This is a genomic window from Kribbella sp. NPDC031520 (genome assembly GCF_055580825.1).
The window spans coordinates 726,212-752,101 of the sequence record NZ_JBVIKS010000002.1; the positions used below are offsets into that span (position 1 = coordinate 726,212).

22 protein-coding genes are annotated in these 25,890 nt (G+C 69.6%); 8 read left to right on the plus strand and 14 right to left on the minus strand.

Features of this window, described 5'->3' with window-relative positions:
* The first annotated feature begins 1 nt into the window (after position 1).
* Positions 2-2,044, plus strand: coding sequence for an AAA family ATPase (locus ACZ5BU_RS12205; RefSeq protein WP_465698084.1), 2,043 nt, complete (start codon positions 2-4; stop codon positions 2,042-2,044).
* Here the strand turns inward: ACZ5BU_RS12205 and ACZ5BU_RS12210 are convergent.
* The 5 genes from ACZ5BU_RS12210 to hemE are packed head-to-tail and all read right to left on the minus strand — an operon-like array spanning position 2,041 to position 6,075.
* Positions 2,041-2,415 (minus strand): VOC family protein, encoded by a 375-nt coding sequence (locus ACZ5BU_RS12210; protein WP_465698086.1) that lies wholly within the window; start codon positions 2,413-2,415, stop codon positions 2,041-2,043. The genes ACZ5BU_RS12205 and ACZ5BU_RS12210 overlap by 4 nt on opposite strands.
* Complete coding sequence (hemQ, locus tag ACZ5BU_RS12215; RefSeq protein ID WP_465698088.1) at positions 2,408-3,103, minus strand: hydrogen peroxide-dependent heme synthase; 696 nt, start codon at positions 3,101-3,103, stop codon at positions 2,408-2,410. The genes ACZ5BU_RS12210 and hemQ overlap by 8 nt, the downstream gene beginning before the upstream one ends.
* Complete coding sequence (gene hemG, locus ACZ5BU_RS12220) at positions 3,100-4,506, minus strand: protoporphyrinogen oxidase (RefSeq protein ID WP_465698090.1); 1,407 nt, start codon at positions 4,504-4,506, stop codon at positions 3,100-3,102. Before hemG ends, hemQ begins: the two co-directional genes overlap by 4 nt.
* Entirely contained in the window at positions 4,503-5,000 is a 498-nt protein-coding gene (locus ACZ5BU_RS12225; protein WP_465698092.1) for a GNAT family N-acetyltransferase, read from the minus strand. Before ACZ5BU_RS12225 ends, hemG begins: the two co-directional genes overlap by 4 nt.
* Entirely contained in the window at positions 4,987-6,075 is a 1,089-nt protein-coding gene (gene hemE, locus ACZ5BU_RS12230; RefSeq protein ID WP_465698094.1) for a uroporphyrinogen decarboxylase, read from the minus strand. The genes ACZ5BU_RS12225 and hemE overlap by 14 nt, the downstream gene beginning before the upstream one ends.
* Before the next feature lie 130 nt (positions 6,076-6,205).
* Between hemE and ACZ5BU_RS12235 the strand changes: the two genes are divergently transcribed.
* Together ACZ5BU_RS12235 and ACZ5BU_RS12240 are read left to right on the plus strand one after the other, a co-directional pair.
* Positions 6,206-6,808, plus strand: a complete 603-nt coding sequence (locus ACZ5BU_RS12235; protein WP_465698096.1) for a DUF3000 domain-containing protein — start codon at positions 6,206-6,208, stop codon at positions 6,806-6,808.
* Positions 6,805-8,067 (plus strand): ribonuclease D, encoded by a 1,263-nt coding sequence (locus ACZ5BU_RS12240; protein ID WP_465698098.1) that lies wholly within the window; start codon positions 6,805-6,807, stop codon positions 8,065-8,067. The genes ACZ5BU_RS12235 and ACZ5BU_RS12240 overlap by 4 nt, the downstream gene beginning before the upstream one ends.
* 67 nt (positions 8,068-8,134) lie before the next feature.
* On the opposite strand, the gene ACZ5BU_RS12245 is transcribed toward ACZ5BU_RS12240, so the two are convergent.
* The 4 genes from ACZ5BU_RS12245 to ACZ5BU_RS12260 all read right to left on the minus strand — a co-directional run bounded on the left by ACZ5BU_RS12245 (position 8,135) and on the right by ACZ5BU_RS12260 (position 11,274).
* Positions 8,135-9,367 (minus strand): MFS transporter, encoded by a 1,233-nt coding sequence (locus ACZ5BU_RS12245; RefSeq protein WP_465698100.1) that lies wholly within the window; start codon positions 9,365-9,367, stop codon positions 8,135-8,137.
* Positions 9,364-9,954 carry a winged helix-turn-helix domain-containing protein gene (locus tag ACZ5BU_RS12250; protein ID WP_465698102.1) on the minus strand — a complete coding sequence of 197 codons (591 nt, stop codon included), beginning with the start codon at positions 9,952-9,954 and terminating at the stop codon, positions 9,364-9,366. Before ACZ5BU_RS12250 ends, ACZ5BU_RS12245 begins: the two co-directional genes overlap by 4 nt.
* A gap of 160 nt (positions 9,955-10,114) precedes the next feature.
* Positions 10,115-10,603: a glutathione peroxidase gene (locus ACZ5BU_RS12255; RefSeq protein WP_465698104.1), complete on the minus strand. Its 489-nt coding sequence runs from the start codon at positions 10,601-10,603 to the stop codon at positions 10,115-10,117.
* Positions 10,600-11,274 (minus strand): hypothetical protein, encoded by a 675-nt coding sequence (locus ACZ5BU_RS12260; RefSeq protein ID WP_465698106.1) that lies wholly within the window; start codon positions 11,272-11,274, stop codon positions 10,600-10,602. The genes ACZ5BU_RS12255 and ACZ5BU_RS12260 overlap by 4 nt, the downstream gene beginning before the upstream one ends.
* A 166-nt stretch (positions 11,275-11,440) precedes the next feature.
* On the opposite strand from ACZ5BU_RS12260, the gene ACZ5BU_RS12265 reads away from it, so the two are divergent.
* Positions 11,441-12,640 (plus strand): thiolase family protein, encoded by a 1,200-nt coding sequence (locus tag ACZ5BU_RS12265; RefSeq protein ID WP_465698107.1) that lies wholly within the window; start codon positions 11,441-11,443, stop codon positions 12,638-12,640.
* On the plus strand, positions 12,637-14,748 hold the full coding sequence (locus tag ACZ5BU_RS12270) for a 3-hydroxyacyl-CoA dehydrogenase NAD-binding domain-containing protein (protein WP_465698109.1): 2,112 nt from the start codon (positions 12,637-12,639) through the stop codon (positions 14,746-14,748). Before ACZ5BU_RS12265 ends, ACZ5BU_RS12270 begins: the two co-directional genes overlap by 4 nt.
* 63 nt (positions 14,749-14,811) lie before the next feature.
* Here the strand turns inward: ACZ5BU_RS12270 and ACZ5BU_RS12275 are convergent, their stop codons facing one another.
* The 4 genes from ACZ5BU_RS12275 to dxs form a co-directional block, all read right to left on the minus strand.
* The gene (locus ACZ5BU_RS12275; RefSeq protein WP_465698111.1) at positions 14,812-16,293 is read right to left on the minus strand and encodes an amino acid permease; all 1,482 of its coding nucleotides are present in this window, start codon (positions 16,291-16,293) and stop codon (positions 14,812-14,814) included.
* Between the two features lie 87 nt (positions 16,294-16,380).
* Positions 16,381-17,655: a hypothetical protein gene (locus ACZ5BU_RS12280; protein WP_465698113.1), complete on the minus strand. Its 1,275-nt coding sequence runs from the start codon at positions 17,653-17,655 to the stop codon at positions 16,381-16,383.
* 118 nt (positions 17,656-17,773) lie between these two features.
* Positions 17,774-19,105, minus strand: a complete 1,332-nt coding sequence (locus ACZ5BU_RS12285; protein ID WP_465698115.1) for a hypothetical protein — start codon at positions 19,103-19,105, stop codon at positions 17,774-17,776.
* Positions 19,106-19,115: 10 nt separating this feature from the next.
* Complete coding sequence (dxs, locus tag ACZ5BU_RS12290; protein WP_465698117.1) at positions 19,116-21,011, minus strand: 1-deoxy-D-xylulose-5-phosphate synthase; 1,896 nt, start codon at positions 21,009-21,011, stop codon at positions 19,116-19,118.
* 146 nt (positions 21,012-21,157) lie between these two features.
* Here dxs and ACZ5BU_RS12295 point away from each other — a divergent pair, with 146 nt between their 5' ends.
* Positions 21,158-21,673, plus strand: coding sequence for a DUF402 domain-containing protein (locus ACZ5BU_RS12295; RefSeq protein ID WP_465698119.1), 516 nt, complete (start codon positions 21,158-21,160; stop codon positions 21,671-21,673).
* A gap of 177 nt (positions 21,674-21,850) precedes the next feature.
* On the plus strand, positions 21,851-22,345 hold the full coding sequence (locus ACZ5BU_RS12300; RefSeq protein ID WP_465698121.1) for a DUF402 domain-containing protein: 495 nt from the start codon (positions 21,851-21,853) through the stop codon (positions 22,343-22,345).
* Here ACZ5BU_RS12300 and ACZ5BU_RS12305 read toward each other — a convergent pair.
* Positions 22,342-23,850, minus strand: a complete 1,509-nt coding sequence (locus ACZ5BU_RS12305; protein WP_465698123.1) for a CocE/NonD family hydrolase — start codon at positions 23,848-23,850, stop codon at positions 22,342-22,344. The genes ACZ5BU_RS12300 and ACZ5BU_RS12305 overlap by 4 nt on opposite strands.
* 132 nt (positions 23,851-23,982) lie before the next feature.
* On the opposite strand from ACZ5BU_RS12305, the gene ACZ5BU_RS12310 reads away from it, so the two are divergent.
* The gene (locus ACZ5BU_RS12310) at positions 23,983-25,890 is read left to right on the plus strand and encodes a Na+/H+ antiporter (protein ID WP_465698125.1); all 1,908 of its coding nucleotides are present in this window, start codon (positions 23,983-23,985) and stop codon (positions 25,888-25,890) included.

The following is a 25,890-nucleotide window of genomic DNA, read 5'->3' on the forward strand; positions in this document are numbered from 1 at the left end:
CATGGCTGACGACACCCGCAGACCGCGCCTTCTCGACGTCCTGTCTGCCGATCAAGCCTGGGAGGTCCCGGACGCCTGGGTGGCCGGCGTCCGGGCCCAGCTCAAGGCCTGGGCCGACGATCCCGAGGCGCTGCGCCCCCTGCGCCCCGAGGCCTTCCCCGACTTCGTCAAAGGCACTCCGGCCGCCGTCTGGTTCACCCACCAGGTGGCGCCGCTGCTAGGCGGCTGGATCCCGGTGCTGCACGGTGAGTACGCCGATCTGTCCACCGAGCTGACCCGCGACTTCTACCGGCCGTCGTCCCGCCTCGGCGGCAACGGTCACGTGATCTACGCGGCGCCGACCGACTGGCACCTGCAGGCGATCGCCGGTGCGCGCGGTTTCCGTGAGAACGGGCGCAACCACGCTCTCCAGCTGTCCCGCAACGTCGCCCGGTTGTTCGTCGACGCTCCCCCGATGGCTGCCCGGGCCACGGCGCTGACCGCCGCGTTCGACCGCGTCCTGGCCGACCGCGAGCTCACCCACCTGCACGTCACCGGCGAGTACGACGAGATCGCGAAGTACTGGCGTACCGACGCGCTCAAGGACTCCGAGCGCGCCGTGCTGCCCGAGCTCGCCGGCCCGACCGCGGCCCTGCGGTACTCGCTGAACGCGATCCGCGACACCCACGCGCGGCTGCTGATGGTGAGCCCGGACGAGTACGCCGGCGACTTCGCCCGGCTGCTGGCCGAGCTGATCCTGGCGTCCGGGCTGCGCGGCATCCCGCAGTCGGTGGCGAACATCCTCGGCGAGGCGACCGTCGACGTCCACAACGCGCTCGAGGAGATCCACTCCACCTTCACCCTCGCCACCTGGCACGGCCACGTGAACCAGTGGATGTCGCGCGCGATCCGCAACGGTCAGTCCGTCCTCGCACGGTCGTGGGGCGCCGCCGCGGCGCGGGTCGGCGTACACCTGTCCGGCGTCCTCTCCAAGCAGCCGTGGCCGGAGCCGGAGATCCCCGACCTGACCACGCTGTTCCGGATGCTCGACCGGGAACGCTGGAGCGCCCTCGAGAGCGCCGCCGCGGCCGAGCAGGACACCTCGCTCTCGGCCGCCTGGAACAGCGTCAAGAAGGACGCCAAGGAAGAGCCCGCCGGCGAGGACAGCAGCTTCGACGAGAACGAGCCGCTGCCGCCGAAGCCGCTCGACCTGAGCGACGACCCGCTGGCCGAACTCGACTCGCTGATCGGCCTGGAGTCGGTCAAGGACGCGGTCCGCAAGATGGTCGCCGAGGTGAAGACCAACCTGCGCCGCACCGAGCTCGGTCTGCCCAGCCACGAGCGCGCCCGGCACATGGTGTTCGTCGGCAAGCCCGGTACGGCGAAGACCACGATCGCGCGGCTGCTCAGCCGGATCTACCACCAGCTCGGCGTCCTGGAGAAGGGCCACGTGGTCGAGGTCGACCGCTCCGACCTGGTCGGCGCCGCGGTCGGTTCGACCGCGCCGATGACCGCGGCGAAGTTCCGCGAGGCGCTCGGCGGCGTGCTGTTCATCGACGAGGCGTACAGCCTGACGCCGGAGAACACCCCCGGCGACTACGGCCTGGAAGCGGTCGCGACGATCCTGAAGATGATGGAGGACCACCGCAACGACTGCATCGTGATCGTCGCCGGGTACCACCGCGAGATGCAGCGCTTCATGGAGTCGAACACCGGTCTGCAGTCCCGGTTCCCGAAGCTGCTGTCGTTCGCCGAGTACGACACCGACCAGCTGGTCGCGATCTTCGAGCTGCAGGCCCGGCAGAAGGGCATGATCTACGGCGAGGAAGTGCTCGACAAGGTCCGCAGCGTGATCCCGCCCGCGCCGCGTGGCCACAGCTTCGGTAACGGCCGGTTCATCCGGAACGTGCTCGAGGAGGCCGTGTCGAACCAGGCCACCCGGCTGTCCGCGAGCGACCCGGACAAGCTCACCGAACGCGACCTGCGCGAGCTGATCCCCGCGGATGTCCGGCCCCCGACGTCGATGCGCGCCGAGGACTACCTGCTGCAGAAGCCCGGTACTTAAACCGGCGTCGCAAGGGCGACGGGGTTGCCGTCGGGGTCGGCGAGGTAGGCCTGGCGCTCGCCCCACGGCATCGTGGCCGGCTCCTGGAGGACCGGGTGGCCGGCCGCGCGGAAGCGTTCCACCTCGGCCTCGACGTCGTCGACGTACACGAACAGCTCGAAGCGTGGCGCCGTACCGACCGTGATGCCGAGCTGGGCCTCGGGCCAGTTCGCGTCGGACAGCCCGAGCGACGACTCGCCGCGCTCGAGGCCGACGTAGTGCGGGTCGCCCTCGAGCGGGAACTGGTACGTCGGCTGGTACCCGAGCAGGGTGTAGAACTCCACGGCCCGGCGCATGTCGCTGACGTACAGGACCGGGAACGCCTTAGACAAGGTTCGCGATCAGGTCGGCGACCTCGGTCCGCTTCCCGGTGTAGAACGGGACCTCCTCGCGGGTGTGCCGGCGCGCCGACGCCGCGCGCAGCTCCCGCATCAGGTCGACGATCCGGTGCAGCTCGTCGGCCTCGAACGCCAGCATCCACTCGTAGTCGCCGAGCGCGAACGCCGCCACGGTGTTCGCCCGGACGTCGGGGAAGCCGCGCGCCATCTTGCCGTGTTCCGCGAGCATGAACCGGCGCTCCTCGTCCGGCAGCAGGTACCACTCGTAGGACCGGACGAACGGGTACACGCAGACGTACGCCCGCGGTTCCTCGTCGGCCAGGAAGGCCGGGATGTGGCTCTTGTTGAACTCGGCCGGCCGGTGCAGCGCGAACTGCGACCAGACCGGGACCAGGTGCCGGCCCAGCCTCGACCGGCGGAGTGCATGGTACGCCTCCTGCAGCGCGTCCGAGCTCGGCGCGTGCCACCAGATCATGAAGTCGGCGTCGGCCCGGAAACCCTCGACGTCGTAGATCCCGCGGATCACCACGTCGTCGGCCGCCAGCTTCCCGACCAGGTCGTTCAGCTCGGCGGTCAGCTCGTCCCGGTCCGCGTCCCCGAGCGGGGTCTCGACCTTGAACACCGACCACAGGGTGTAGCGGATGACATCGTTCAGCTCACGGGCCTTCGGCTTACCAGTCACGACTTCATTGTCTCCCTTGCGTTCAGGTGCTCGCGCACCCGGGTGGCCGCCTTGGCACCCGAGGCCACGCACGCCGCGATCCCAACACCCCGGTACGCGGCACCGCACAGGGCCAGTCCGGGTACGGCGTCCACGGCCGCCTCCACCCGGTCGACCCGGTCCAGATGCCCCACGGCGTACTGCGGAAGGCCGCCGCCCCACCTCGTCACCAGCGACCCGACGACGTCCCGCAGCCCGATGGCCTGGGACAGATCCGACACCGCGAGCTGGACCAGCTCCTCGTCCGAGCGCTGCAGCACATGCTCCTCACCGATCCGGCCGACCGAGGTCCGCAGTACAGCGAGATCTCCCCCGGCCGTCCCGGACCAGGCCCACTTGGCGTGCGAGTACGTCGCGGCCTTGATCGTCCGGTCCTCCACCGACGGGACGAGGAATCCCGACCCGGTCGCGCCCGCGGGCCAGTCGGCCTTGCGGACCGCGAGCGTGACGATCGCCATGCTCGCGTACTCGATCGCGGCCAGCTCGGTCGTTGCCGTCGGCACCACCTCGGCGAGCATCCGGGCCGCTGGCGTCGCGGGTACGGCGACCACGATCGCGTCGGCAGTGAGGTACGTCGGCGCGGGCACCGGCCCGGCCTCCAGTTCGAACCCGTCGGCGGTACGCGTGATCCGCCGTACGGCGAGCTTGGTCCGGATCTGCACGCCGCGGGCGATCAGGTCCTGCTCGAGGGCCGTGATGATCCGGTTGATACCACCGACGACACCGGCGAAGACGGGCTGTCCGGCGCGCTTCTGGCCGAGTTCGCGGAGCTCGGCGGTGGCGGCGAGCAGGCTCGGCGCGGTCCGGAGCTTCGCGTACAGGTCGGGCACGGCGGCGGCGAGCGAGATCTCGTCGGCCTTCCCGGCGTACACCCCGCCGAGCAGCGGGTCGACCAGCTTCTCGGTGACCGCGGACCCCATCCGGTCGGCGACGAACCGGCCGATCGCGACGTCCTCGGTCAGCGCCGGCGCGGGCAGGTCTGCCTCGTGCGCGACCTGCTCGGCGGCCGCTTTCCCGAGTACGTCGGTGGTCGCGGACGGATCGACCGGTACGCCCATCACGGTCGGCGGGATCGCGCGGATCCGGTCGCCGACCCACAGCCCGGCCGTGGTGGTGGCCGGATGCACCAGGTCTTCGCCGAGCCCGACGGCCTTGATCAGGTCGACGGCCTCCGGGCGCCGGGCCAGTACCGACTCGGCGCCGAGGTCGACCGGTACGCCTTCGAGGTCGGCACCGGCCAGCTTCCCGCCGAGCCGCGGTGAGCCTTCGAGGATCGTGACCTGCGGCGGATTCGGCCCGGTCACCAGCGCGTACGCCGCCGCCAGCCCGCTGATCCCGCCACCGACCACCACGACCCTGCTCACAGTGCCTCCAGTACGTACTTCTTGCCGGGCCCGAGATCCGTGCTCGAGACGCCGACCTGCCGGAACCCGACCCGGGTGAGGATCGTCTGCGATGCGGGGTTCCGGTCAGAGGCGCCGGCCCGCAGCGAGGTCAGCCCGTAGCCAGGGGCCAGCTCGATGACCGCCCGCACCGCGGCTGTCGCCAGCCCGCGCCCGGCCCACTTCTCCGCGATCCGGTAGCCCAGCTCGGCCTGTCCGTCGGCGAGGTCGATCAGGTTCACCCGGCCGACCACGGCGCCGTCGCCTTCGACGAGTACGTGGAACCGGCAGACGCCCGCCTCCTGCTCGGCGAGCAGGGCCGCGTGCCGGACGGCGAAGTCCGCGAAGTACTCGTCGCCGCGATCCCAGATCCAGGACGCGAAGTAGTCCCGGTTCGCCAGCTCGAAGGCCAGTACGGCGTCCGCGTGGTCCGCGCGCAGCGGCTCCAGAGTGACGCCGTGGTCAGGCAGGTACATGGGCCGATACGGGGGCCGGTACAGGTGCCGACTGCACGTACTCGGTGATCCGGCGCAGCACGTCGGGATCCGCGTCCGGCGGCACCCCGTGGCCGAGGTTGAAGATGTGGCCGGGCGCGGCCTTGCCCTCGGCGAGGATCCGGTCGATCTCGGGCTCGATCGCGTCCCACCCGGCGAACAGCAGCGCCGGGTCGAGGTTGCCCTGCACCGGTTTAGGAGTACCGATCCGCCGGACCGCCTCGTCCAGCGGGACGCGCCAGTCCACGCCGACGACGTCCGCGCCGGCCGCGCTCATCAGCCCGAGCAGTTCGCCGGTGTTCACGCCGAAGTGCACCCGCGGTACGTCGTACTGCTTGATCGCCTCGAACACCCTCGCGGTGTGCGGCAGCACGAACCGCTCGTAGTCCCGCGGCGACAGCCCGCCGGCCCACGAGTCGAACAGCTGGATCGCCGACGCACCGGCCTCCACCTGGACCGAGAGGTACGCGATCGCGACGTCGGCGAGCCGGTCCGCGAGCGCGTGCCACAGCTCCGGGTTGCCGTGCATCATCGCCTTGGTCTTCGCGAAGTCCTTGCTCGGCCCGCCCTCGACCAGGTACGACGCGACCGTGAACGGGGCGCCCGCGAACCCGATCAGCGGCGTACTGCCGAGCTCGGCGACGAGCTGCTGCACGGCCTCGGTGGTGTACGGCACGTCCGCCGGGGTGACCGGCCGGACCCGTGCGACCCCCTCCGCGTCCCGGATCGGCTCAGCCACCACCGGGCCGACGCCAGGCTTGATGTCGATGTCGAAACCGGCCGACTTCAGCGGCGCCACGATGTCGGAGTAGAAGATCGCCGCGTCGACGCCGTAACGGCGGACCGGCTGCAGCGTTATCTCGACGACGAGGTCGGGCCGGGTGAGCGCCTCGAGCATCGAGGTGCCCTCGCGGGCCTTGCGGTACTCGGGCAGCGCGCGGCCCGCCTGACGCATGAACCACACCGGGGTGTGCGGCGGACGCTCACCGCGGGCGGCGAGCAGGTAGGCGGAGCGGTCGAGCTCGGCGAGCGGGGCCGAGGGCAGGGTCGAGGACACACAGCGATGATCCCACCCAGCCTGCCGCGGAGTCGGCTCGGGGCCTTGCCGTGCCGCAGCCGCGGCCGTACACACAGCCACCGGCGCGTCTAAGCAGGCGGCGGTGAGTAATCAGTCGTAGGCTGCCGACATGGGTGCCCGCAAGCAGGTCGACGCGCCACCCGCGGAGTTCGCCGAGGCAGTCTCGCAGTTACGAGGTGCCCGGTTCCGGCCCGAGGTTTTCGTCGAGGAGATGCCCGCACCGCAGCGGATCGCACCGCATGCGGCGGCGGTCAGCGCGGACGTGACGGTCGACGGTGACGATGTCGCCACCGGCCGCCTGGTCGTCCTCTACGATCCCGCGGGGAACGACGCCTGGCAGTCGACCTTCCGCTGTGTCGCGTACGTGCGCGCCGCCGTCGAACCGGAGATGGTGACCGACGCGCTGCTCGGCGGCGTGGGCTGGACCTGGCTGATGGAGGCGCTGGCCGACCGCGGCGCCGACTTCCTGGCGCCGAGCGGTACCGTGACCCGCGTGGTATCGGAGAGCTTCGGCGGGATGGCCGACGACGACGCGACCGCGGAGATCGAGATCCGCGCGTCGTGGAGTCCCGTGCCCGGGCCCGGTGGCCTGGTCGAGGTGACCCCGCACGCCGAGGCGTGGGGCGAGGTGCTGTGTACGGCGGCCGGCCTGCCGCCCGTTCCGCCGGGTGTGGTCGCGATGCCGACCCGGCGCGGTCAGCGGGGCCGATGAGCCCAGCCGACCAACCGCAGCCCTCGGCACCAGAGGCTCCGACCGCTGACCTGCCCCTGCTAGAGCTCAGGGACGGGCTTTCCGAGGTGATCGACACCGACGCGGTGCTGTCCGACACGGTCGAGGCCTTCCGCTCCGGCACCGGCCCGGTGGCCGTCGACGCCGAGCGCGCGTCCGGCTACCGCTACTCGCACCGTGCGTACCTGGTCCAGCTCCGCCGCGAAGGTGCCGGCTCCGCGCTCGTCGACCCGATCCCGTTCGGCGATCTGTCCGCGCTCGGTGACGCGATCGCCGACGCCGAGTGGATCATCCACGCCGCCAACCAGGACCTGGCCTGCCTGGCCGAGGTCGGGATGGTGCCCCGGCAGGTGTTCGACACCGAGCTGGCCGGCCGCCTGCTCGGATACCCGAAGGTCGGCCTCGCCTCGCTCGTCAGCGAAGTACTCGGCTACCGGATGCGCAAGGAGCACTCCGCCGCCGACTGGTCCACCCGGCCGCTGCCGGCGCCCTGGCTGGTGTACGCCGCACTCGACGTCGAGATGCTGATCGAACTGCGGAACGCGATCGAGCAGGAGCTCCGCGGCGCGGGCAAGTGGGAGTGGGCCGAGCAGGAGTTCGCCGCGATCCTCGAGGCTCCGCCGCGGGAGCCGAAACCGGACCCGTGGCGCCGTACGTCGGGCATGCACCGGGTCCGGAACCGCCGCAGCCTGGCCGTGGTCCGCGCGCTGTGGGAGGCCCGCGACCAGATCGCGGAGTCCGCGGACATCTCCCCCGGCCGGATCCTGCCGGACGCGGCGATCGTGGAGGCGGCGTCGGCGATGCCGGCCGACCGGGACGCGCTGCAGAAGCTGACCGCGTTCAAGGGCCGCGGCGCGCACCGGCACATGCGGACCTGGTGGGAGGCGGTCGACCACGCCCGCAAGCTGCCCGAGTCCGAGCTCCCGAAGCAGGGCCCGCGGTACGACGGCCCGCCGCCGGCCCGCGCGTGGGCCGACCGCGACCCGGACGCCGCCGCCCGACTGTCGGCCGCCCGGACCGCGGTCGCCGAGATCGCCGAGGCGCACCGGCTCCCGACCGAGAACCTGCTCGCCCCGGACACCATCCGCCGGCTGGCCTGGTCGCCGCCGTCGGAGGTGAACGTCGACGTGGTCACCACATTCCTCCGCGACCACCACGCCCGCCCCTGGCAGATAGCCCTCACCGCCGAGGTCCTCACCGACGCCATGTCCTCCGAGGCCCCGGCAAAGCCGCTCGACTAGGGCTGCAGCTCGACAGGACGTATACGTCCACTGTCGGCATCCACCCGGATCGTTCCCGCTCGGGTTGCTAGGTAGTAGGCGTATACGTCCTGTCGACCTGCTGATCGCCGGCGGTCAGGTCGTGGCGGATCTCGCCGCGCAACGTGACGAGTGTCCGGAGCGCGCCGATCAGGATCACCGTGGCGATGATCGCGAAGATCTGGCGGTAGCTGAGGAGGCTGACGAGCAGGCTGCCGAGGGCGAGGGAGATGGCCTGGGGTGTGGAGATCAGCACCTCGACCGCGGTCGACACCCGGCCGATCAGGTGGGTCGGTGAGCGGCGCTGCATCAGCGTCGTGAGGGCCACGAACGTCCACGGCAGCCCGACGCCACAGATCCCCGCTCCGACCAGCACGACGGCGATCGACGGTGCGGCGGCGCAGACGATGGTGGCGACCGCGAGGACGATCAGGCCGAGTGCGCAGGTGGCGATCTCCCCCAGGCGCCGTACGGTGCGGCTCGCGGTCATGCCGCCGATCACGGCCCCGACGCCCTGGCAGGTCACGAAGACGCCGGAGAACGTCGGCGGCTTCCCGAAGGCGTCCATCAGTGCGTAGATCGACGACTCGAAGAACCCGATCACCAGGATCGAGATCGCCAGCCCGAGGAGTACGTTGCGGAGCACCCGGTCGGCGACCAGGAACCGTACGCCGCCGAGCAGATCCTCCCGGAACGTGCTCTTCGCCGGGGCCGGGGTCTCGCGCACCTTGATCGTCGCGATCAGCAGACCGGCGACCGCGAACGTGGTCGCGTCGATCACCGCGACCAGCCAGCCGCCCGCGGACGCGAACACGGCCGCGCCGACCAGCGGCCCGAACAGCCGGTAGCCCTCCCTGATCGTGGCGAGGCTGGAGTTCGCGTCGACGAGCAGGTCGTCCGGCAACAGTTCCTTCAGCAGACCGTTCACGGCCGCGGGCAGTACCACGAACGAGACGCCGTACAGGAACGCGACGACCCAGATGACCCACACGTCGCCCGCGTCCCGGACCAGGACCAGCGGGAGTACGGCGGCCGCACTGGCGAAGTTGCCCCAGACAAGGATCCGCTTGCGCGGCAGCCGGTCCACCCAGACGCCGAGCAGCGGTGCGCCGAGGGCGGGCAGCACCATGAAGAAGAAGGTGAGGCCAGCCTGCGCGTTCGAGCCGGTGAGCGTCTTCACCCACATGCTCAGCACCAGCAGCATCACCGAGTCGCCGAGCATCGACGTACTCAGGCCACCGAACAGGCGCCCGAACCCGGGCTGCGCGAACAGCTTCCTCATGCCGGATCGACCCCCGGGAAGTACGTCGGCACGCCCCAGGCGACGAACTCGCAGAGCCGGGAGCCCGCGGGCCGCTGCGTCGGATCGGTCAGCCGCTCGACGTACCGATCGAGGACCTCGTTGAGCGCGTCGTTCATCTCCTTGAGCTCGTCCGCGGTCAGCCAGGCGACCATCTCGGTGTTGCTCTGCGCGGCCCGCCACTCATCGGACTCCTCGGGCACGCGCTGCTGAGCCTCCCGCAGCCGGTCCATCGCCCGGCCGAGCGTCACCTCGGACATCGCCTGCGCCGCCCGCCGCTCCTCCAGCGACGGCACCGCGTGCTCGCTGTCCCAGGTGAACCCGAGCCCCGGCACCTGCCACGGCCGCTGCCGCCCCTTGCCGCCCTCGGCCTCCACGACGAATCCGTACTGCGCAAGCTTCCGCAGGTGCCATGAGCAGTTCGCCGGCGTCTCGTCGAGCCGATCGGCCAACTCGGTGGCTGTCAGCGGTCCGCTGATCGACAGCAGCTCGATGATCGCCATCCGCACCGGATGGGCCAGGGCGTTGAGCTCACGGGGGTCACTGAGACGACGATGCGGATTCGGCATGCATCGAAAGTACTCTTTCGAAAGAGTTGTTGCAATGAACCGCAAGAAAAACCCACCCCTCGCTTCGCTCGGGGTGGGGGTGGAGTAAAAACCCACCCCCTCGCTTCGCTCGGGGTGGGGTGGTGGAGTCCCGCCGTCTCCGGCGGGCGATCTGTGCGAGTCAGGCGTGCAGTTGCGCCTCGATGGCGGTGATGACCTCGGCCGACTCCGGCTCGGTGCGCGGGCGGAAGCGGGCCGCGACAGTGCCCTCGGGGCTGAGCAGGAACTTCTCGAAGTTCCATTGGACGTCGCCGGCCTCGCCGTCGGCATCGGGGGTCTGGGTGAGCTCGTCGTACAGCGGGTGCCGGCCCTCGCCGTTCACCTCGAGCTTGCCGAGCATCGGGAACGTGACGCCGTACGTGGTCGAGCAGAAGGTCTCGATCTCCTCGGCGGTCCCGGGCTCCTGGCCGCCGAACTGGTTGCACGGTGCGCCGAGCACGGTGAAGCCGCGCGACGCGTACTTCTCCTGCAGGTTCTCCAGACCTTCGTACTGCGGCGTCAGCCCACACTTCGACGCCACGTTCACAACGAGAACGGCCTTCCCCTTGTACTCACCGAGGGAGGTCGGCGCACCGGACAGAGTGGTCAGCGGAATGTCGTACAGGCTCATACGGTGAAGCGTACGGCCTCCGTGGGAACACTCTCCGCAGTGGGCTTGGGCGTGGGCATCCAGGCCTTGGTCTCGTCGATCGCGTCGAGCAGCAGCTTGTACAGCCGGTCGTCCGGATCCGGTACACACGCCTGCGAGATGCCCTCGACCGCGCACGAGACCGCGCGCGGCGCCGTCCGGCGGGCGAAGTCCGGCGTGACGCGACGCGAGCGGGCGGTGAACGACCGTGCCCACTTGGTGGCCTGCGGTACTGCCTGAAGAACCGCGAGCGAGTCCGGTTCGAGGTCGTCCGGCGGGCGGCCGTCGAGGGCGGCGAGCTGCCGCTCCCCCACCAGCAGCGCGACGGCGAGGATGTACTGGCGTTCCTGCGAGACGACCGGCAGCGCGTGCTGGATACAGCGCGCGGTGACCCGCGGGACGACGTGTGGGTCGTCGGGGGTCAACCCGATCACGGACGGAATCAGTGGCGCGAGCCGGGACCGTCCTGAATCGCTGGTGCAGTCGTTCACGTCGCGGGCGACGCCGGCCAGCAGCGGATGCGTACAGGCCGGATGGTCCGACCACGGCTCGCCGGCCAGGTAGGACGCGAACTCCATGAAGCAGGCGCCCTTACGCGGGTTGCGGTGCTTCCCCCGGCTCAGGACCGGTACGGCCAAATCAAGATTGTTCATGGCACGACTCCAGATACACGGACCTTGGGTCCAGCATGCGCCGATTCGGCTCGCATTGCCACGGGTAACTCACCTGTGAGCGGGCGCACACGGCCGGGTTGTTTTGGAGTCCTGTTACCGACCGGTAGCATCGGGGTAGATTTCCCGACCTTCAAGGAGGGCCCCCGTGCCCCGTGAGATCCGCGACGTGGTGTACGTCGACGGCGTTCGCACTCCGTTCGGCAAGGCCAAGGGCCAGTACGCCGAGACCCGCGCCGACGACCTGGTGATCAAGTGCATCCGGGAGCTGCTGCGGCGGAACCCGGGTCTCCCCCCGGAGCGCGTGGACGAGGTCGCGATCGCGGCCACCACCCAGATCGGCGACCAGGGCCTGACCATCGGCCGGACCGCTGCCCTGCTGGCCGGCCTGCCGAACACCACCCCGGGCTACGCCATCGACCGGATGTGCGCCGGCGCGATGACCGCCGTCACCACCACCGCGGCCGGTGTCGCGTTCGGTGCGTACGACGTGGTCATCGCCGGCGGTGTCGAGCACATGGGCCGGCACCCGATGGGTGAGGGCGTCGACCCGAACCCGCGGATCATCGCCGAGAAGCTCGTCGACACCTCCGCGCTGGTGATGGGCTCCACCGCCGAGAACCTGCACGACCGGTACCCGACCATCACCAAGGAGCGCGCCGACGCGTACGCCGTCGCCTCCCAGGAGAAGGCGGCCAAGGCGTACGCGAACGACCTGATCCAGCCGGACCTGGTTCCGGTCGCGACCCGCTCCGCCGAGCAGGGCTGGGGCTACGTCAGCACCGACGAGCCGATGCGGCCGGGCACCACGGCCGAGGACCTGGCCGGGCTGAAGACCCCGTTCCGCCCGCACGGCCGGGTGACCGCAGGCAACTCCGCCGGGATCAACGACGGCGCGACCGCGTGCGTACTGACGTCGGCCGAGGCGGCCGCGGAACTCGGGCTGACCCCGAAGATGAAGCTGGTCTCGTACGCGTTCGCCGGGGTCGAGCCGGAGGTGATGGGTGAGGGCCCGATCCCCGCGACCGAGAAGGCGCTGCGGCTCGCCGGGCTGACCATCGACGACATCCAGGCCTTCGAGGTGAACGAGGCGTTCGCCGTCCAGGTGCTGGCGTTCCTGGAGCACTACGGCATCGCCGACGACGACCCGCGGGTCAACCCGTACGGCGGCGCGATCGCGTTCGGCCACCCGCTGGCGTCGTCCGGCGTCCGGCTGATGAACCAGCTCGCCAAGCAGTTCGAGCAGCGCCCCGAGGTCCGATACGGCCTCACCACCATGTGCGTCGGCCTCGGCATGGGCGGCACGGTCATCTGGGAGAACCCGAACTGGGAAGGTGCGGCCGCATGAGCCTGCAGGAAGTGATCGACTCCGCGACGGCGCTGTCGACCGACGAGATCGTCACGCTCGCGCACTCACGGGACGTCGTACTCCCTGGGAAAGCCGGTCTGATGGCGCTCATCACGCTGGACAATGGACACGACCACACCAAGCCGAACACCTTCGGGCCCAAGGGTCTGGGGTCCTTGAACGCTGCGCTGGACGCGGCGCTGGCCCGGGACGAGATCGTCGCGATCGGCGTCACCGGTAAGCCGTTCATCCTGGCCGCGGGCGCGGACCTGACCGGCGTACCGAAGCTGACCGACCGGGAGCAGGCGCTGGCGCTCGGCAAGATCGGGCACGGCGTGCTGCGGAAGCTGGCCGACGGCGGCAAGCCGTCGTTCGCGTTCGTCAACGGTGTGGCGCTCGGCGGGGGGCTCGAGGTCGCGCTGCACGCGGCGTACCGGACCGTGTCGGTCGCGGCCGGGATGCTGTCGACGCCGGAGGTCTTCCTCGGGCTGATCCCGGGCTGGGGCGGCAACTTCCTGCTGCCGAACCTGATCGGCGCGGACAACGCGGTGAAGGTCGTCGTCGAGAACGCGCTGAACCAGAACAAGATGCTCAGCGGGCCGGAGGCCGTGAAGCTCGGCATCGGCGACGTACTGCTGGAGTCGGCCGACTTCCTGGAGCAGTCGCTGCTGTGGGCGTCGAAGGTGCTCACCGGCGCTGTCGTCGTCGAGCGACCTGAGATCGACCGCGGCGAGGCGTGGGACGCGGCGGTTGCCCGGGGCAAGGGCTTTGCCGACGTCAAGGTGAGCGGGGCGGCGCCGGCGCCGTACCGTGCCCTGGAGCTGATCGCGGCGGCCAAGGACAACGACCGTGATCGTGGGTTCGCGGCCGAGGACGAGGCGCTCGCCGACCTGATCATGAGCGAGGAGCTCCGCAGCGGGCTGTACGCGTTCGACCTGGTGAACAAGCGGGCCAAGCGGCCGGCCGGTGCGCCGGACAAGTCCCTCGCACGTCCGGTGAACAAGGTCGGCGTCGTCGGTGCCGGTCTGATGGCCGGCCAGCTCGCGCTGCTGTTCGCGCGGCGGCTCGAAGTACCCGTGGTCATGACGGACCTGGACCAGGAGCGGGTGGACCGCGGGGTCGGGTACGTACACGGTGAGATCGACAAGCTGCTCGCGAAGGGCCGGGTGCGCCCGGACAAGGCGAACCAGCTGAAGGCGCTCGTCACCGGGTCGGTCGACAAGGGCGTGTTCGCGGACGCGGACTTCGTCATCGAGGCCGTGTTCGAGGAGCTGCAGCTGAAGAAGACGATCTTCGCCGACCTGGAGAAGATCGTCCGGCCGGACGCGATCCTGGCCACCAACACCTCGTCGTTGCCGGTCACCGAGATGGCCGCGGACCTCGAGCACCCGGAGCGAGTCGTCGGGTTCCACTTCTTCAACCCGGTCGCGGTGCTGCCGCTGCTCGAGATCATCCGCGCGGACCGTACCGACGACGAGTCGCTGGCGACGGCGTTCGCGGTCGGCAAGAAGCTGAAGAAGTCGTGCGTACTGGTGAAGGACGCGCCGGCGTTCGTGGTGAACCGGTTGCTGACCCGCTTCCTCGGCGAGGTCAGCGCAGCGGTCGACGAAGGTACGCCGATCCTCGAAGCCGATCGCGCCCTCTCCGCCCTGGGCCTCCCGATGCCGCCGTTCGTGCTCCTGCAGCTCGTTGGCCTGCCGGTCGCGCTGCACGTCGCGGAAACGATGAACCGGGCGTACCCGGACCGGTTCGCGGTGTCGGAGAACCTGGCGAAGGTTGTTGCCGCAGGCAAGAGCTCGTTCTACGTCTGGCCCGAGGGCAAGCCGGTCGTCGACCCGGAGGTGGAGGCCCTCGTCACGGTAGGCGACAAGCCGTCGACCCCCGACGAACTCCGCACCCGGGTCCTCACCGCCCTCGCCGAAGAAATCAAGATCATGCTCGACGAGGGCGTGGTGGCCGAGGCCCAGGACATCGACCTCTGCCTCCTCCTCGGCGCCGGCTGGCCGTTCCACCTGGGCGGCATCACGCCGTACCTCGACCGCACCGGCATCGCCGAGAAGGTCAACGGCACGCGCTTCCTGCCCAAGGGCGTGGCCAGCCTCACCTAGTACCGCTGGGGGTCGGTGCGGCGCCGGAAGCCCGCTCCGGCCCCCAGCAGCTTCAGCCCGGGATCACGCTTTCTGGACCACGCCGGTCTTCTGCTCGATCCCGACGCGGCTCTTCCGGTAGCCGTACAGCGCGTAGATGACGAACCCGAGCACCATCCAGACCAGGAACCGGATCCAGGTCTCGATCGACAGGTTCAGCATCAGGTACAGGCAGATCAGCGCCGCCAGGATCGGGACCACCGGGTTGCCCGGCACCGTGAACGAGCGCTTGATGTCGGGCCGGCTGCGACGCAGCAGCGGTACCGCGATCGACACCAGGGTGAACGCGGCCAGCGTACCGATGTTCACCATCTCCTCGAGCTTCCCGATCGGGGTGACACCGGCCACGATCGCGACGACGACGCCGATGCCGATGGTCAGGCGGTACGGCGTACCCCACTTCGGGTGCGTCTTGCCGAGCTGCCTCGGCATCAGGTGGTCGCGGCTCATCGCGAACACGACCCGCGCGGCGCCGATCATCAGCGTCAGTACGACGGTGGTCAGACCGGCGACCGCACCGGCCGAGATCAGGGTCGCGAAGCTCCCCCGGCCGACCGACTTGAACGCCTCTGCGAGCGCGGCCTCACCGCTGATGTCGGAGTACTTCACCATGCCGGTGATGACGATGCAGACCAGGACGTACAGCACGGTGCAGATCGCGAGCGAGCCGATGATGCCGCGCGGCAGGTCGCGCTGCGGGTTCTTCGCCTCCTCGGCCGTGGTCGCGACCACGTCGAACCCGATGAACGCGAAGAACACCAGCGACGCGCCGGACACCAGGCCCATGATCCCGAAGGTCGACGGGGTGAACCCGAAGAGCGCCTGGAACAGCGGCGTGGTGATCGTGACGTCACCGTTCGGCGCGGGCACGCTCGGCGGGACGAACGGGGTCAGGTTCGAGCCCTTGATGTAGAACAGGCCGGCGACGATCACGAACAGCACCACGAAGAGCTTGATCGCGACCAGGACCAGGTTGACGCGCAGCGACTCCTTGATGCCGATCGTCGCCAGCGTCGCCAGGACCAGAACCAGGAGCATCGCGAGCACGTTCACGTGGCTGTCCGGACCGATCGAGTCCGGCCAGCCGAGGCCGATCTGGTCGAGGAACAGTTTCGCGTACGTCGACCAGCCCTGCGACACGACGCTTGCCCCGAGCATCAGTTCGAGCAGCAGGTCCCAGCCGATGATCCAGGCGAAGATCTCACCGAGGGAGAAGTACGAGAACGTGTACGCCGAACCCGACACCGGCACGGTGGACGAGAACTCCGCGTAGCACAGGGCAGCCAGCGCACAGCAGACGGCGGCCAGGACGAACGACAGCGCGATACCTGGACCGGCGTACAGCTTCGCCGCGCGGCCGGTGAGCGTGAAGATGCCGGCACCGATGATGACGCCGATCCCGAAGACGGTCAGGTCGATCGCGGTGAGGCGTTTCTTGAGTTGATACTCCGGCTCGTCGGTGTCGGCGATCGACTGCTCGATCGTCTTTTTCCGCACAAGACTCATCAGCGCCTCCTCGACTGTGTCCCAACGAAGGACAGGACGGAACCATTCGAGACTGGACCCTCTCACCGGACGGGGTCAAACCGCCACTCAGCGTTGCGGCCGGTATGTTGTCAGTGATTTCCACAACGTTGCTTCGGTGAGGCCTGTGCGGCTCAGCAGGATGCGGTCGCGGGCAGCCTGGTCGATGCCGTTCCTCGCCATGTCCTCGTACAGCTCCTCGACCTTGCCGAGCCCGATCCGCCGGACGAGGAACCGGACGGCCAGCCAGCTCACGCCGTACACGTCCGCCGAGTTCTCGTAGAAGCCCTTGTCACTCGGCAACGCGGTCAGTTGCGGTACCGCGGTGTCGGCGACCTCCTGCTCCCACTTGGTCACCTCGCCCGGTCCGCTGAGTGCCTCGATCCCCCGCCAGGACACGTATTCCGCCGAGCCTTCGGCCAGCCACAGCGGTTCGTAGCCGCCGAGCGACGCGGTCACGACATGGGTGATCTCGTGCGACAACAAGATCTCGTCGACCTGGTCGCGCTGGTTCGGGTTGATCACGATGTACCCGCCGGCGATCGTACCGTCGACGCTGTCCTGGCCCGGCAGCGACGAGAACGTCGAACCGGTACTGGCCGCGGACTCGATGTCCTCGTCGGCGAACCGGGCATCCCGTACGTCGGTCTCGTCGAGCGCGATCACCAGCACCGATCCGGTGAACTTCAACGGCCAGTACGCCGTCACCTCGGCAAGGCCCTCGTTCGCCGCGTGCACGATCGCCCGGCCGCGCTTGGTGTCGCCCTTCTCGACGATCACCATCACCCGCGGCGAGCGCTGCACCTCGATCCGGCCGAGGTCCCAGGCCTCCTTGTGCGCGCCCGGCGCGAGGTCGGGGTCCAGTTCGCTGTCCGACGTCAGCAGCCAGTGACCGCCGCGGGCGATGAAGGTGTAGCCGAGCTCGGTCGTCACCGGCGTGAGGTCGACCTTGGGAATCTGGTACCGCATCAGCACCCGGACCAGGTACGTCGTACTCCCGTGGGCCTTGAGGATCTCCGGGTTGAAGCGCTCCTCGGCCTGGCTGTACCCGAGCTCCTGGAAGCCGATCTCGACCAGGTTCGCGAACAGGATCTTCTGCGCCGCGACGAGCTTCTTGTTGGTGGGGTCGAGGTCGGCGAGGAACAGCTGCTCGTTACCGGTCTGCACCGCCTGGGCGCGGCGGATCAGGATCGTGTCGATGGCGACCCGCCGGGCCGTGATCGCGGCGGCGATCCGCGAAGGCTTCGGGATCGTCGAGGGCGCGGCCGTGACGGCCACCCGGGCGCGGGCGTCCTGGTTCCGTTGTTCAACGGTGTAAACCACGCCGCCCGAAACCAGTGCCACCGCCAGCAGGAGACCTGACCAGCGGCGGAGATTGGGCGTCGTCGCACTCACTACGGGCGGTTCCCCTCCGAGTACCCGATGGTTCGCAGCCGGGCCACCCTACTCGACACCCGCCGGTTTACGCTGCCGCGGCAGCTTTCAGGGCGCGGAAAAGTCCGGCCTCGGTCATCCCGACGTGTTCCAGCATGATCCGGTCGCGGTCCTTCTGGGTCGTACCCATCGACGCGAGCTCCTGGTACAGCGTGCCGACCTCGGTCCCGCCGAACCGGGTCCACAGGTAGTCGAGCGCCAGCCAGGACAGCGGGTACGAACTGTCCGCGTGGTCGAAGAACGTGGCGTCGGGCGGCAGACTCGTCGCCTTCGCCAGGTACTTCGTCCGCACGTCCTGCCGGTACTGCGCGATCGCGAGGTCCTTCTGTCCGGGCATGTGCAGGAACTCGATGTACGTCGCGGCGCCCTCGACCAGCCAGCGCGGGGCGTACGGGCCGTACGGCGCCGTGGCCACGTGGGTGAACTCGTGGGCGAGCGTCCGGGCGTCGACCATGTCCCGGTTGTTCGGGTTCACCACGACGTACGAGTCGGCCCGTTCGCCCTCGCCGGCGACCTCGCCGGGCAGCGTGCGGTACACGAAGGTCGCCATCGCGAGCGCGTCCGCGGCGTTCCTCGGCTGGGAGTAGTCGGCGCCGCGGACGACCTTGTCGTCGAGTGCGATCACCACGCCGGAACCGTTCCAGCCACCGGGCCAGTCCGTCGAGACAGCCTGTACGGCGCTCTGTGACATCGTGACGAACTTGTTCGCGAGCGCGTCCTGGTTCTGCTCGACGACCACGAGCACCCGCGGCGCGCGTTTCACCAGCACGGGGCCGAAGTCCCAGGCTTCCTGGTGCGAGCCGCGCGGCAGCCGCTGGTCGAGGTCGGAGTCGGACACGAGCATCCAGGTGCCGTTCGCCCGCCGGCTGAACGTGTATCCGACCATCGCGCGCACCGGCACCAGGTCGATGCCGCGGATCTGGTACTCCATCGCGACCGCGACCAGGTACGTCGACGGGCCGTATTTCTGCGCGATCGTGTCGTCGTACTGCTGGGCGAGCTGCTGGTAGGTCAGCTTCGCGAACCCGAACTGGCGCAGGTTCGTGAACAGCACCCGCTGGCGCGCGACGAGCTTGCCGTTCGCCGGGTCGACATCGGCGACGAACTCCTGCTCGTTGCCGGTGAGCACGGCCTGCGAGCGCCGCTTCAGCACCTCGTTGACGGCCGCCGACCGTGCGGCCAGGTCGATCGCCGGCGTACTCGGCCCGCCGTTCGCGGCCGCGTCGCCGTCCTGGCTCGAACGGTGCAGTGCGAGCCCGCCCGCGACCGCTGCCGCGACGAGGACGAGCGACAGCAGGAACGGCCACAGTCGCGACCGCCGCCGTCGCCCGGCGGCATGCCGCCCTCCCCCCTCAGCCATTGGGTCCTGGCTAGGCGTTCCGGCCGCCGGCCGGCTCGTTGAAGCCATGACCGAGTTGCTGAGAGCCGACGTGCTGGGTCAGCTGCTCGGTGATCTCCCGGGCCAGCTCCTGGCCGGTCAACCCGATCTCCTGCAGTACGGCGGAGCGCTTCGCGTGCTCGAGGAAGACCTGCGGGACGCCGAAGTCGCGGAACGGGGTCTGGACGCCGCCGTCGCGCAGCGCCTGGGCGATCTGCTCGCCGCAGCCGCCGGCGCGGCCGTTGTCCTCGATCGACACGACCAGCTTGAAGTCCGCGGCCAGCTCGACCAGCTTCTCGTCGACCGGCTTCACCCAGCGCGGGTCCACGACGGTCACGCCGTATCCGTGCGCCTCGAGGCGCTGCGCGACGTCCATCGCGGTCGCCGCCATCGAGCCGATACCGATCAGCAGCACGTCCTGTCCGGAGCGCTTGAGTACGTCGATGTTCCCGACGCGGTCGATCTGCTCGATGTCCGGGAACACCTCGCCCTTCGCGAACCGCAGCGCGGTCGGGACGTCGGCGACGTCGACAGCCTCGTCGAGCAGCTCCTGCAGGCGCTTGCCGTCCCGCGGCGCCGCCAGCCGCAGGCCGGGGACGAGCTGCAACAGGGACATGTCGTACACGCCGTTGTGCGTCGGGCCGTCGTCACCGGTGACGCCCGCCCGGTCGAGAATGAAGGTGACGCCGCACTTGTGCAGCGCGACGTCCATCAGGACCTGGTCGAACGCGCGGTTGAGGAACGTCGAGTAGAGGCAGACGACCGGGTGCAGCCCGCCCAGCGCGAGGCCGGCGGCGCTCGTCACCGCGTGCTGCTCGGCGATCCCGACGTCGAACGTCCGGTCCGGGAACTCCTCGGCGAACGGCGCGAGGCCGGTCGGGTGCAGCATCGCCGCGGTGATCGCGACCACGTCCGGGCGCCGGTGACCGATCTTCACCAGCTCGTCGGAGAACACGTCGGTCCAGCCGCGCGGCTTGTGCGCCGGGCGGACCTGGTGCAGGTTGTCCTCCTCGTCCTCCTCGGCGGCCAGGTAGCCGAAGCCCTTCTTGGTGACCGCGTGCACGATCACCGGGCCGCCGAACGCCTTCGCGTTGCGCAGCGCGTCCTCCAGCGCGTTCCGGTCGTGGCCGTCCACCGGGCCGACGTACTTCAGGCCGAGGTCCTCGAACATGCCCTGCGGGGCGAGCATGTCCTTCAGGCCCTTCTTCACGCCGTGCAGCACCTCGTACATCGGCGGGCCGACGTACGGCGTCCGGCCGAGGTTCTTCTTGATCAGGTCGAGGATCTTCTCGTACCGCGGGTTGGTACGCAGGCTGGTCAGATGGGTGGCGAGGCCGCCGACGGTCGGGCTGTACGAGCGGCCGTTGTCGTTCACGATGATGACCAGGTTCAGGTCCTTGGCGGCGGCGATGTTGTTCAGCGCCTCCCAGGCCATGCCGCCGGTCAGCGCGCCGTCGCCGATCACCGCGACCACGTGCCGGTTCTCGCCCCGCAGCCGGTACGCCTTCGCGAGACCGTCGGCGTACGACAGGGCGGTCGAGGCGTGGCAGTTCTCGACGATGTCGTGCTTGGACTCGGCCTGGCTCGGGTACCCGGACAGGCCACCCTCCTGGCGGAGCGAGCCGAACGTCTTGGCGCGGCCGGTGACCAGCTTGTGCACGTACGCCTGGTGGCCGATGTCGAACACCAGCCGGTCCCGCGGGGAGTCGAACACCCGGTGCATCGCCAGGGTGATCTCGACCATGCCGAGGTTCGGGCCGAGGTGGCCGCCGGTACGGGTCACGGTGTCGACCAGCACGTCCCTGATCTCGGTCGCCAGCTCGGTCAGCTGCTGATCGGTCAGCTTCCTGAGGTCGTCCGGACCCTCAACCGTCTCCAGCACGCGCATCGAGCTCCTCCCGCGGGTCGTCCTCGAATGCTTGAGTCTATGCACGCCGTGCCCGGATTCCGAACTCGGCGAGATCTCACACTCCAAGACGCTACCCGCGTGTGGCTGGTTCGGCCGTGTGGCAGGTCTCACCTAGGGTGACTGGCATGGAAATGGTGAGGACGCTGTTCCGGAAGTACGACGGACAGCCGCATCGCCTGGTCGAAGCGATCCGCCTGGGCGAGGACGAGCACGGGCTGTGGGTCGGGTCGCTCCCCGGCAGCCAGGGCCAGCGCGCCGACGGCAGCTGGAAGTCGATCGACCACCACCGCGTCCGGCTGTTCCCGCGCGGCCAGTGGTGGAGCGCCCTGTTCAACGACGAACCGCACCAGACCGCGATCTACTGCGACATCACCATGCCGCCCGAGTTCGGCGTCGACTCGGTCACCGCGGTCGACCTGGACCTCGACATCCGCCTGCTCCGCGACGGCACCGTCAAGGTGATGGACGAGGACGAGTTCCACGAACACCAGATCCGCTACAACTACCCGCCCCAGATCGTCGCCACCGCCCAGGCCGTCTGCGACCACCTGGCCGCCACGATCACCACCACGGAGCCCTTCCTGACGGCCTACAAGCCGTACCTGGAGCAGATCCGTTCCATGCGTTCAGGGACTGCTTGAGCCCAGTGGCAACCGGCCCCCAGAGGCTAGGAGCCCCCCTGAGCCTCCGGGAACCGGTCACATGACGGCGTGGGCCGGCACCCCTCCATCCTGCGGTGGCGCACCGCGACAGGTCCACTCCTGAGCGCAAAGTTGCATGAACCTGCAGTCGCCCCGTGGCGGGATAGGTTGAGGATCATGCGTGATGTCCGGGTGGTTTACCGCAAGTACGACGAGAAGCTGCACTGGCACCAGTGGATGCGGTTCCTCGGCGAGGACGAGTACGGCGTGTGGCTCGGAGCCCCGGCCGGGTCCGTGTCGCAGCGCGGCGACGAGCCGGTCGTGACGCAGGAGCAGGCGCATGTGCAGCTGTTCCCGCGGGACAAGTGGTTCACCGCGATCTTCAACGACGAGCCGCGCCACACCGAGATCTACGCCGACATCACGACGCCGGTGGAGTTCTCCGACGACGTGGTGACGATGATCGACCTCGACCTGGACGTCATCAAGCGCCGCGACGGCACGGTGTTCATCGACGACGAGGACGAGTTCGCGGAGCACCAGGTCAAGTACGCGTACCCGGCCGACGTGATCGCCACCGCCCGGCAAACCTGCGACTGGCTCTTCCAGGCCGTGTCGACCGAGGAGCCGTTCCTCACCGTCTACAAGACCCACCTGGACAAGGTCCGCTAGCGCACCTTGTGAACGCTCAGGGTGCCGTTCTTGAGCATCATCACGCCTGGTAGCGGGCCGCGCTGGCCGGCGTACGTGTCCGCGACCGGGGCGACTGTCAGGTAGAGGTTCTGGCCGGCGGGGACGTCCACGGCGATCGCCGGGAGTTCGAAGGTACGGCGTACGCCGCGTGCTGTGTGCTTCTCGCGCAGCGGCATCGTGTTGTTCTGTACGACCTTCGCGGTCAGCGGGCTCGTGCCGACGCTCAGCGCGAAGTACTCCGCCGACTGCGGGATGACCGTGTAGACGTTTGCGGTGATCGTCGGTGTACCGGCGACGGTGAGCGGGCCCTTCGCGATCGGTAGGTTGACGGGTAGGCCTACGCCGGTCGGCGCGACGATCTTGCCGAGCTGGTACGTCTTGTTCGGCGCCAGACTCCGTTGCGTCAGGCAACGACCTGCCGCGGTCGAGAGGTGGTACGTGCCGAACCCGCGGAGCCCGGTCGGCCTGTGCAGCAACTGCTGCTGCATGAACCGGATCGACAGGCCGGCGAAGTTCGGCGAACCGAGCGCGATCGAACACGGGTCACCGGCCGTCGCGTAGCCGGGCGGTACGACGGCCGGCAGCGTGTGGCCACCGTTGTACCCGACGAAGATCGACCGCGCCCGGGCCCTCTTCGTCAGCGCATGGTCGAAGTTCATCAGGCCCTGGTTGAGGTTGAACAGGTTGTCCGAGATGCCTTGGCCGAACAGCACCGGGATGTCGAGCTTCCGCCCCTGCGACACGTGCCACGCCGGACCGTTGTGCGCGAAGAACGCGGTCAGGTCGCGTCCCGCCTGCCCGCTCGGCCAGGCACCGGTCGCGATCAGTGCCACGAACGCCTTCGACACCGCCGGCGGCAGATGCGTCCCGCCGCCCGCGAACAGGATCGACAGCCACATGGTCCGCGCGGCCTCCTGCGGCGCGAGGCTCTGTTTCAGGTCCCACCAGGTGATCTCCGGCGCGAGCGCGTCGAACCGGGTCGCGCCGCGGTCGCGGAGCTCGGTGAAGGCGCCGGCGAACTGGTACCCGCCGCCGTACGAGCCACCGATCGCACCGATCAGCGGATCACCCGGTCGCTGCTTCGTCACCCAGTCCAGTCCGGCGACCAGGTCGACGAGCTTCACCACGTCGCGGCCTTCGTAGTCCGGGTTCATCACGTGCGCGACGCCGGTGCTCTGCCCGAAGCTGCGCTGGTCGAAGCTCAGGACGCCGAACCCGGCGTCGAGCCACGCCGTGAACGCGGCCGGGTCCGTCGTCCGGCTGCCACCCCAGCCGTGGCTGTGGAAGATCAGCGGCACGGTGTGCTGCTTCTTCGCGTTCGCGGGCCTGAAGAGCGTGTAGCAGATCTTCACCGGCGTCGTCGTACCGGGCTCCGGCACCGAATCGACGCAGCCGTTGGTGACCGTACTGTCAGCCGCAGCCGGGACCACCGCTGACAGCAGCAGGGCGACCGCACCGGCCAGGGCAAGCACACGACGACGCATCAGTCACTCCAGGTGATCGACGGATCCCGCTTCGCACACGCTAGAGGACACTTCGGCTCCTGACCAGATCACGTACTCAGCCGTCGGCGAACCGATGGGCCGAAACCCCGTCCGCGCTGCGACACTGTGCCCGTGCATATCGCGATCGAGGTCGTGGCCCTCGTCGCTGTCGTCGCGGCCGGCGCCGCGCTGGCGCGGCGGATCGGCCTGTCGGCCCCTCTGCTGCTGGTGGTCATCGGGATCGCCGCGTCGTACCTGCCGTTCATCCCGCGGGTCGAGCTCTCGCCCGAGGTGGTGCTCGTCGGGTTCCTGCCGCCGCTGCTGTACTCGGCCGCGATCAAGACCAGCCTGGTCGACTTCACCAAGCACAGGAGGTCGATCGGGCTGCTGTCCGTCGGCCTCGTCGTGTTCACCGCGCTCGGTGTCGGGGTGGTGACGTGGTGGATGCTCGGCCGGGTCGCCGAGTCGATCGGGCAGCAGCCGCTGCCGTTCTGGGCCGCGTTCGCGATCGGCGCGGTCGTCGCGCCGCCCGACGCGGTCGCCGCGACCGCGATCGCGAAGCGCGTCGGGCTCCCCCGGCGGATCGTCACGATCCTCGAGGGCGAGAGCCTGATGAACGACGCGACGGCGCTGGTCTGCCTGCGTACGGCGCTCGGGGCGGCCATCGTCGCGCCGACCGTGCTGCACGTCGGCCTGGACTTCCTGCGCGCGGCCGGTGGCGGCGTACTGGTCGGGTTCGTCGTCACGTTCGTCCTCGCGAAGATCCGCCGCCGGTTCACCGATCCGGTGCTGGACACCACGCTCAGCCTGACCGCCCCGTTCGTCGCGTACATCGCGGCCGAGAACCGCTACATTCACGCGTCCGGCGTCCTCGCGGTCGTCGTCACCGGTCTGCTGCTGGGCCACAAAGCGCCGATCATCCAGTCCGCCAAGTCGCGGATGTCGGAACGGACCAACTGGCGGACGTTCCAGTTCCTGCTGGAGAACACGGTCTTCCTGCTGATCGGCCTGCAGACCCGGTGGATCCTCGACGATCTCAGCGCGAGTCCGCTGCCCGGCTGGCTGATCGCGGCCACGACGGTCGCGGCGTTCCTCGCCGTCGTGCTGCTGCGGCCGATCTGGGTGGTCCCGACGACGTTGCTGTCCCGCCGGCTCCTCGGCCCGTCCCGCCCCGGTCCGGTCTCCCGGCGGGCGCTGATCGTGGTGTCGTGGGCCGGGATGCGCGGTGTGGTCACGCTGGCGGCGGTGTTCACGCTGCCTGAGAACACCCCGCATCGCGAAGTACTGGTGTTCATCGCGCTGGCCGTCACCGCGGGCACGCTGCTCGTCCAGGGCTCGACGCTCCCCTGGCTGGTACGACGGTTGCGTCTGCCGGGGCCTGATCCGGCGGAGGACGCGCTGCAGGAGGCCGCGGTACTGCAGGGGGCCCAGCGGGCCGCGATCGAGAAGCTCGACGAGCTCGCCTCGCCGTCCGACCCGCCGGCCGTTCTCGACGTACTACGGCAGCGTGGTGAGGCGCGGGCGCAGGCGGCGTGGGAGCGGCTCGGGCGGCCGGAGAGCGAGTACGAGACGCCGAGCGAGGCGTACCGGCGGTTGCGGATCGCGATGCTCGAGGCTGAACGTTCGCACATCCTGAAGGTCCGCGACGCGGGGCTGGTCGCGGACGAGGTACTCCAGCGGGCGCAGAACGCGCTCGACATCGAGGAGTCGATCCTGGACCGCGACGAGGACGACGACGTCGGCGGCCGCTCCGAGAACCTGCGGCCGAAGATGCTGCCGGGTGGTGAGTGCGAGCACCTCGCCGAAGCGCCGGTGGTTGTCGCCCCGAACACGCCGGACGGCTGCGAGGAGTGCCTGGCCGACGGCGGGACATGGGTCCACCTGCGGCTGTGTCTCGGGTGCGGGCACGTGGGGTGCTGTGACTCGTCGGTGATGAAGCACGCGAGCAAGCACAACGCGGAGACGCAGCATCCGGTGATGCGCAGCTTCGAACCGGGTGAGACGTGGCGCTGGTGCTTCGCGGACGAGAAACTGGGCTAG

Excerpts from the sequence above, each read along its gene's own strand:
- ACZ5BU_RS12225 (WP_465698092.1), bottom strand. The coding sequence starts at position 5,000 with ATGTACCTGCCTGACCACGGCGTCACTCTGGAGCCGCTGCGCGCGGAC.
- ACZ5BU_RS12260 (WP_465698106.1), bottom strand. The coding sequence starts at position 11,274 with ATGAACAATCTTGATTTGGCCGTACCGGTCCTGAGCCGGGGGAAGCAC.
- ACZ5BU_RS12275 (WP_465698111.1), bottom strand. The coding sequence starts at position 16,293 with ATGAGTCTTGTGCGGAAAAAGACGATCGAGCAGTCGATCGCCGACACC.
- ACZ5BU_RS12205 (WP_465698084.1), top strand. The coding sequence starts at position 2 with ATGGCTGACGACACCCGCAGACCGCGCCTTCTCGACGTCCTGTCTGCC.
- ACZ5BU_RS12240 (WP_465698098.1), top strand. The coding sequence starts at position 6,805 with ATGAGCCCAGCCGACCAACCGCAGCCCTCGGCACCAGAGGCTCCGACC.
- dxs (WP_465698117.1), bottom strand. The coding sequence starts at position 21,011 with ATGCGCGTGCTGGAGACGGTTGAGGGTCCGGACGACCTCAGGAAGCTG.
- ACZ5BU_RS12250 (WP_465698102.1), bottom strand. The coding sequence starts at position 9,954 with ATGCCGAATCCGCATCGTCGTCTCAGTGACCCCCGTGAGCTCAACGCC.
- ACZ5BU_RS12285 (WP_465698115.1), bottom strand. The coding sequence starts at position 19,105 with ATGGCTGAGGGGGGAGGGCGGCATGCCGCCGGGCGACGGCGGCGGTCG.
- ACZ5BU_RS12270 (WP_465698109.1), top strand. The coding sequence starts at position 12,637 with ATGAGCCTGCAGGAAGTGATCGACTCCGCGACGGCGCTGTCGACCGAC.
- ACZ5BU_RS12255 (WP_465698104.1), bottom strand. The coding sequence starts at position 10,603 with ATGAGCCTGTACGACATTCCGCTGACCACTCTGTCCGGTGCGCCGACC.
- ACZ5BU_RS12295 (WP_465698119.1), top strand. The coding sequence starts at position 21,158 with ATGGAAATGGTGAGGACGCTGTTCCGGAAGTACGACGGACAGCCGCAT.
- ACZ5BU_RS12300 (WP_465698121.1), top strand. The coding sequence starts at position 21,851 with ATGCGTGATGTCCGGGTGGTTTACCGCAAGTACGACGAGAAGCTGCAC.
- ACZ5BU_RS12245 (WP_465698100.1), bottom strand. The coding sequence starts at position 9,367 with ATGAGGAAGCTGTTCGCGCAGCCCGGGTTCGGGCGCCTGTTCGGTGGC.
- ACZ5BU_RS12305 (WP_465698123.1), bottom strand. The coding sequence starts at position 23,850 with ATGCGTCGTCGTGTGCTTGCCCTGGCCGGTGCGGTCGCCCTGCTGCTG.
- ACZ5BU_RS12235 (WP_465698096.1), top strand. The coding sequence starts at position 6,206 with ATGGGTGCCCGCAAGCAGGTCGACGCGCCACCCGCGGAGTTCGCCGAG.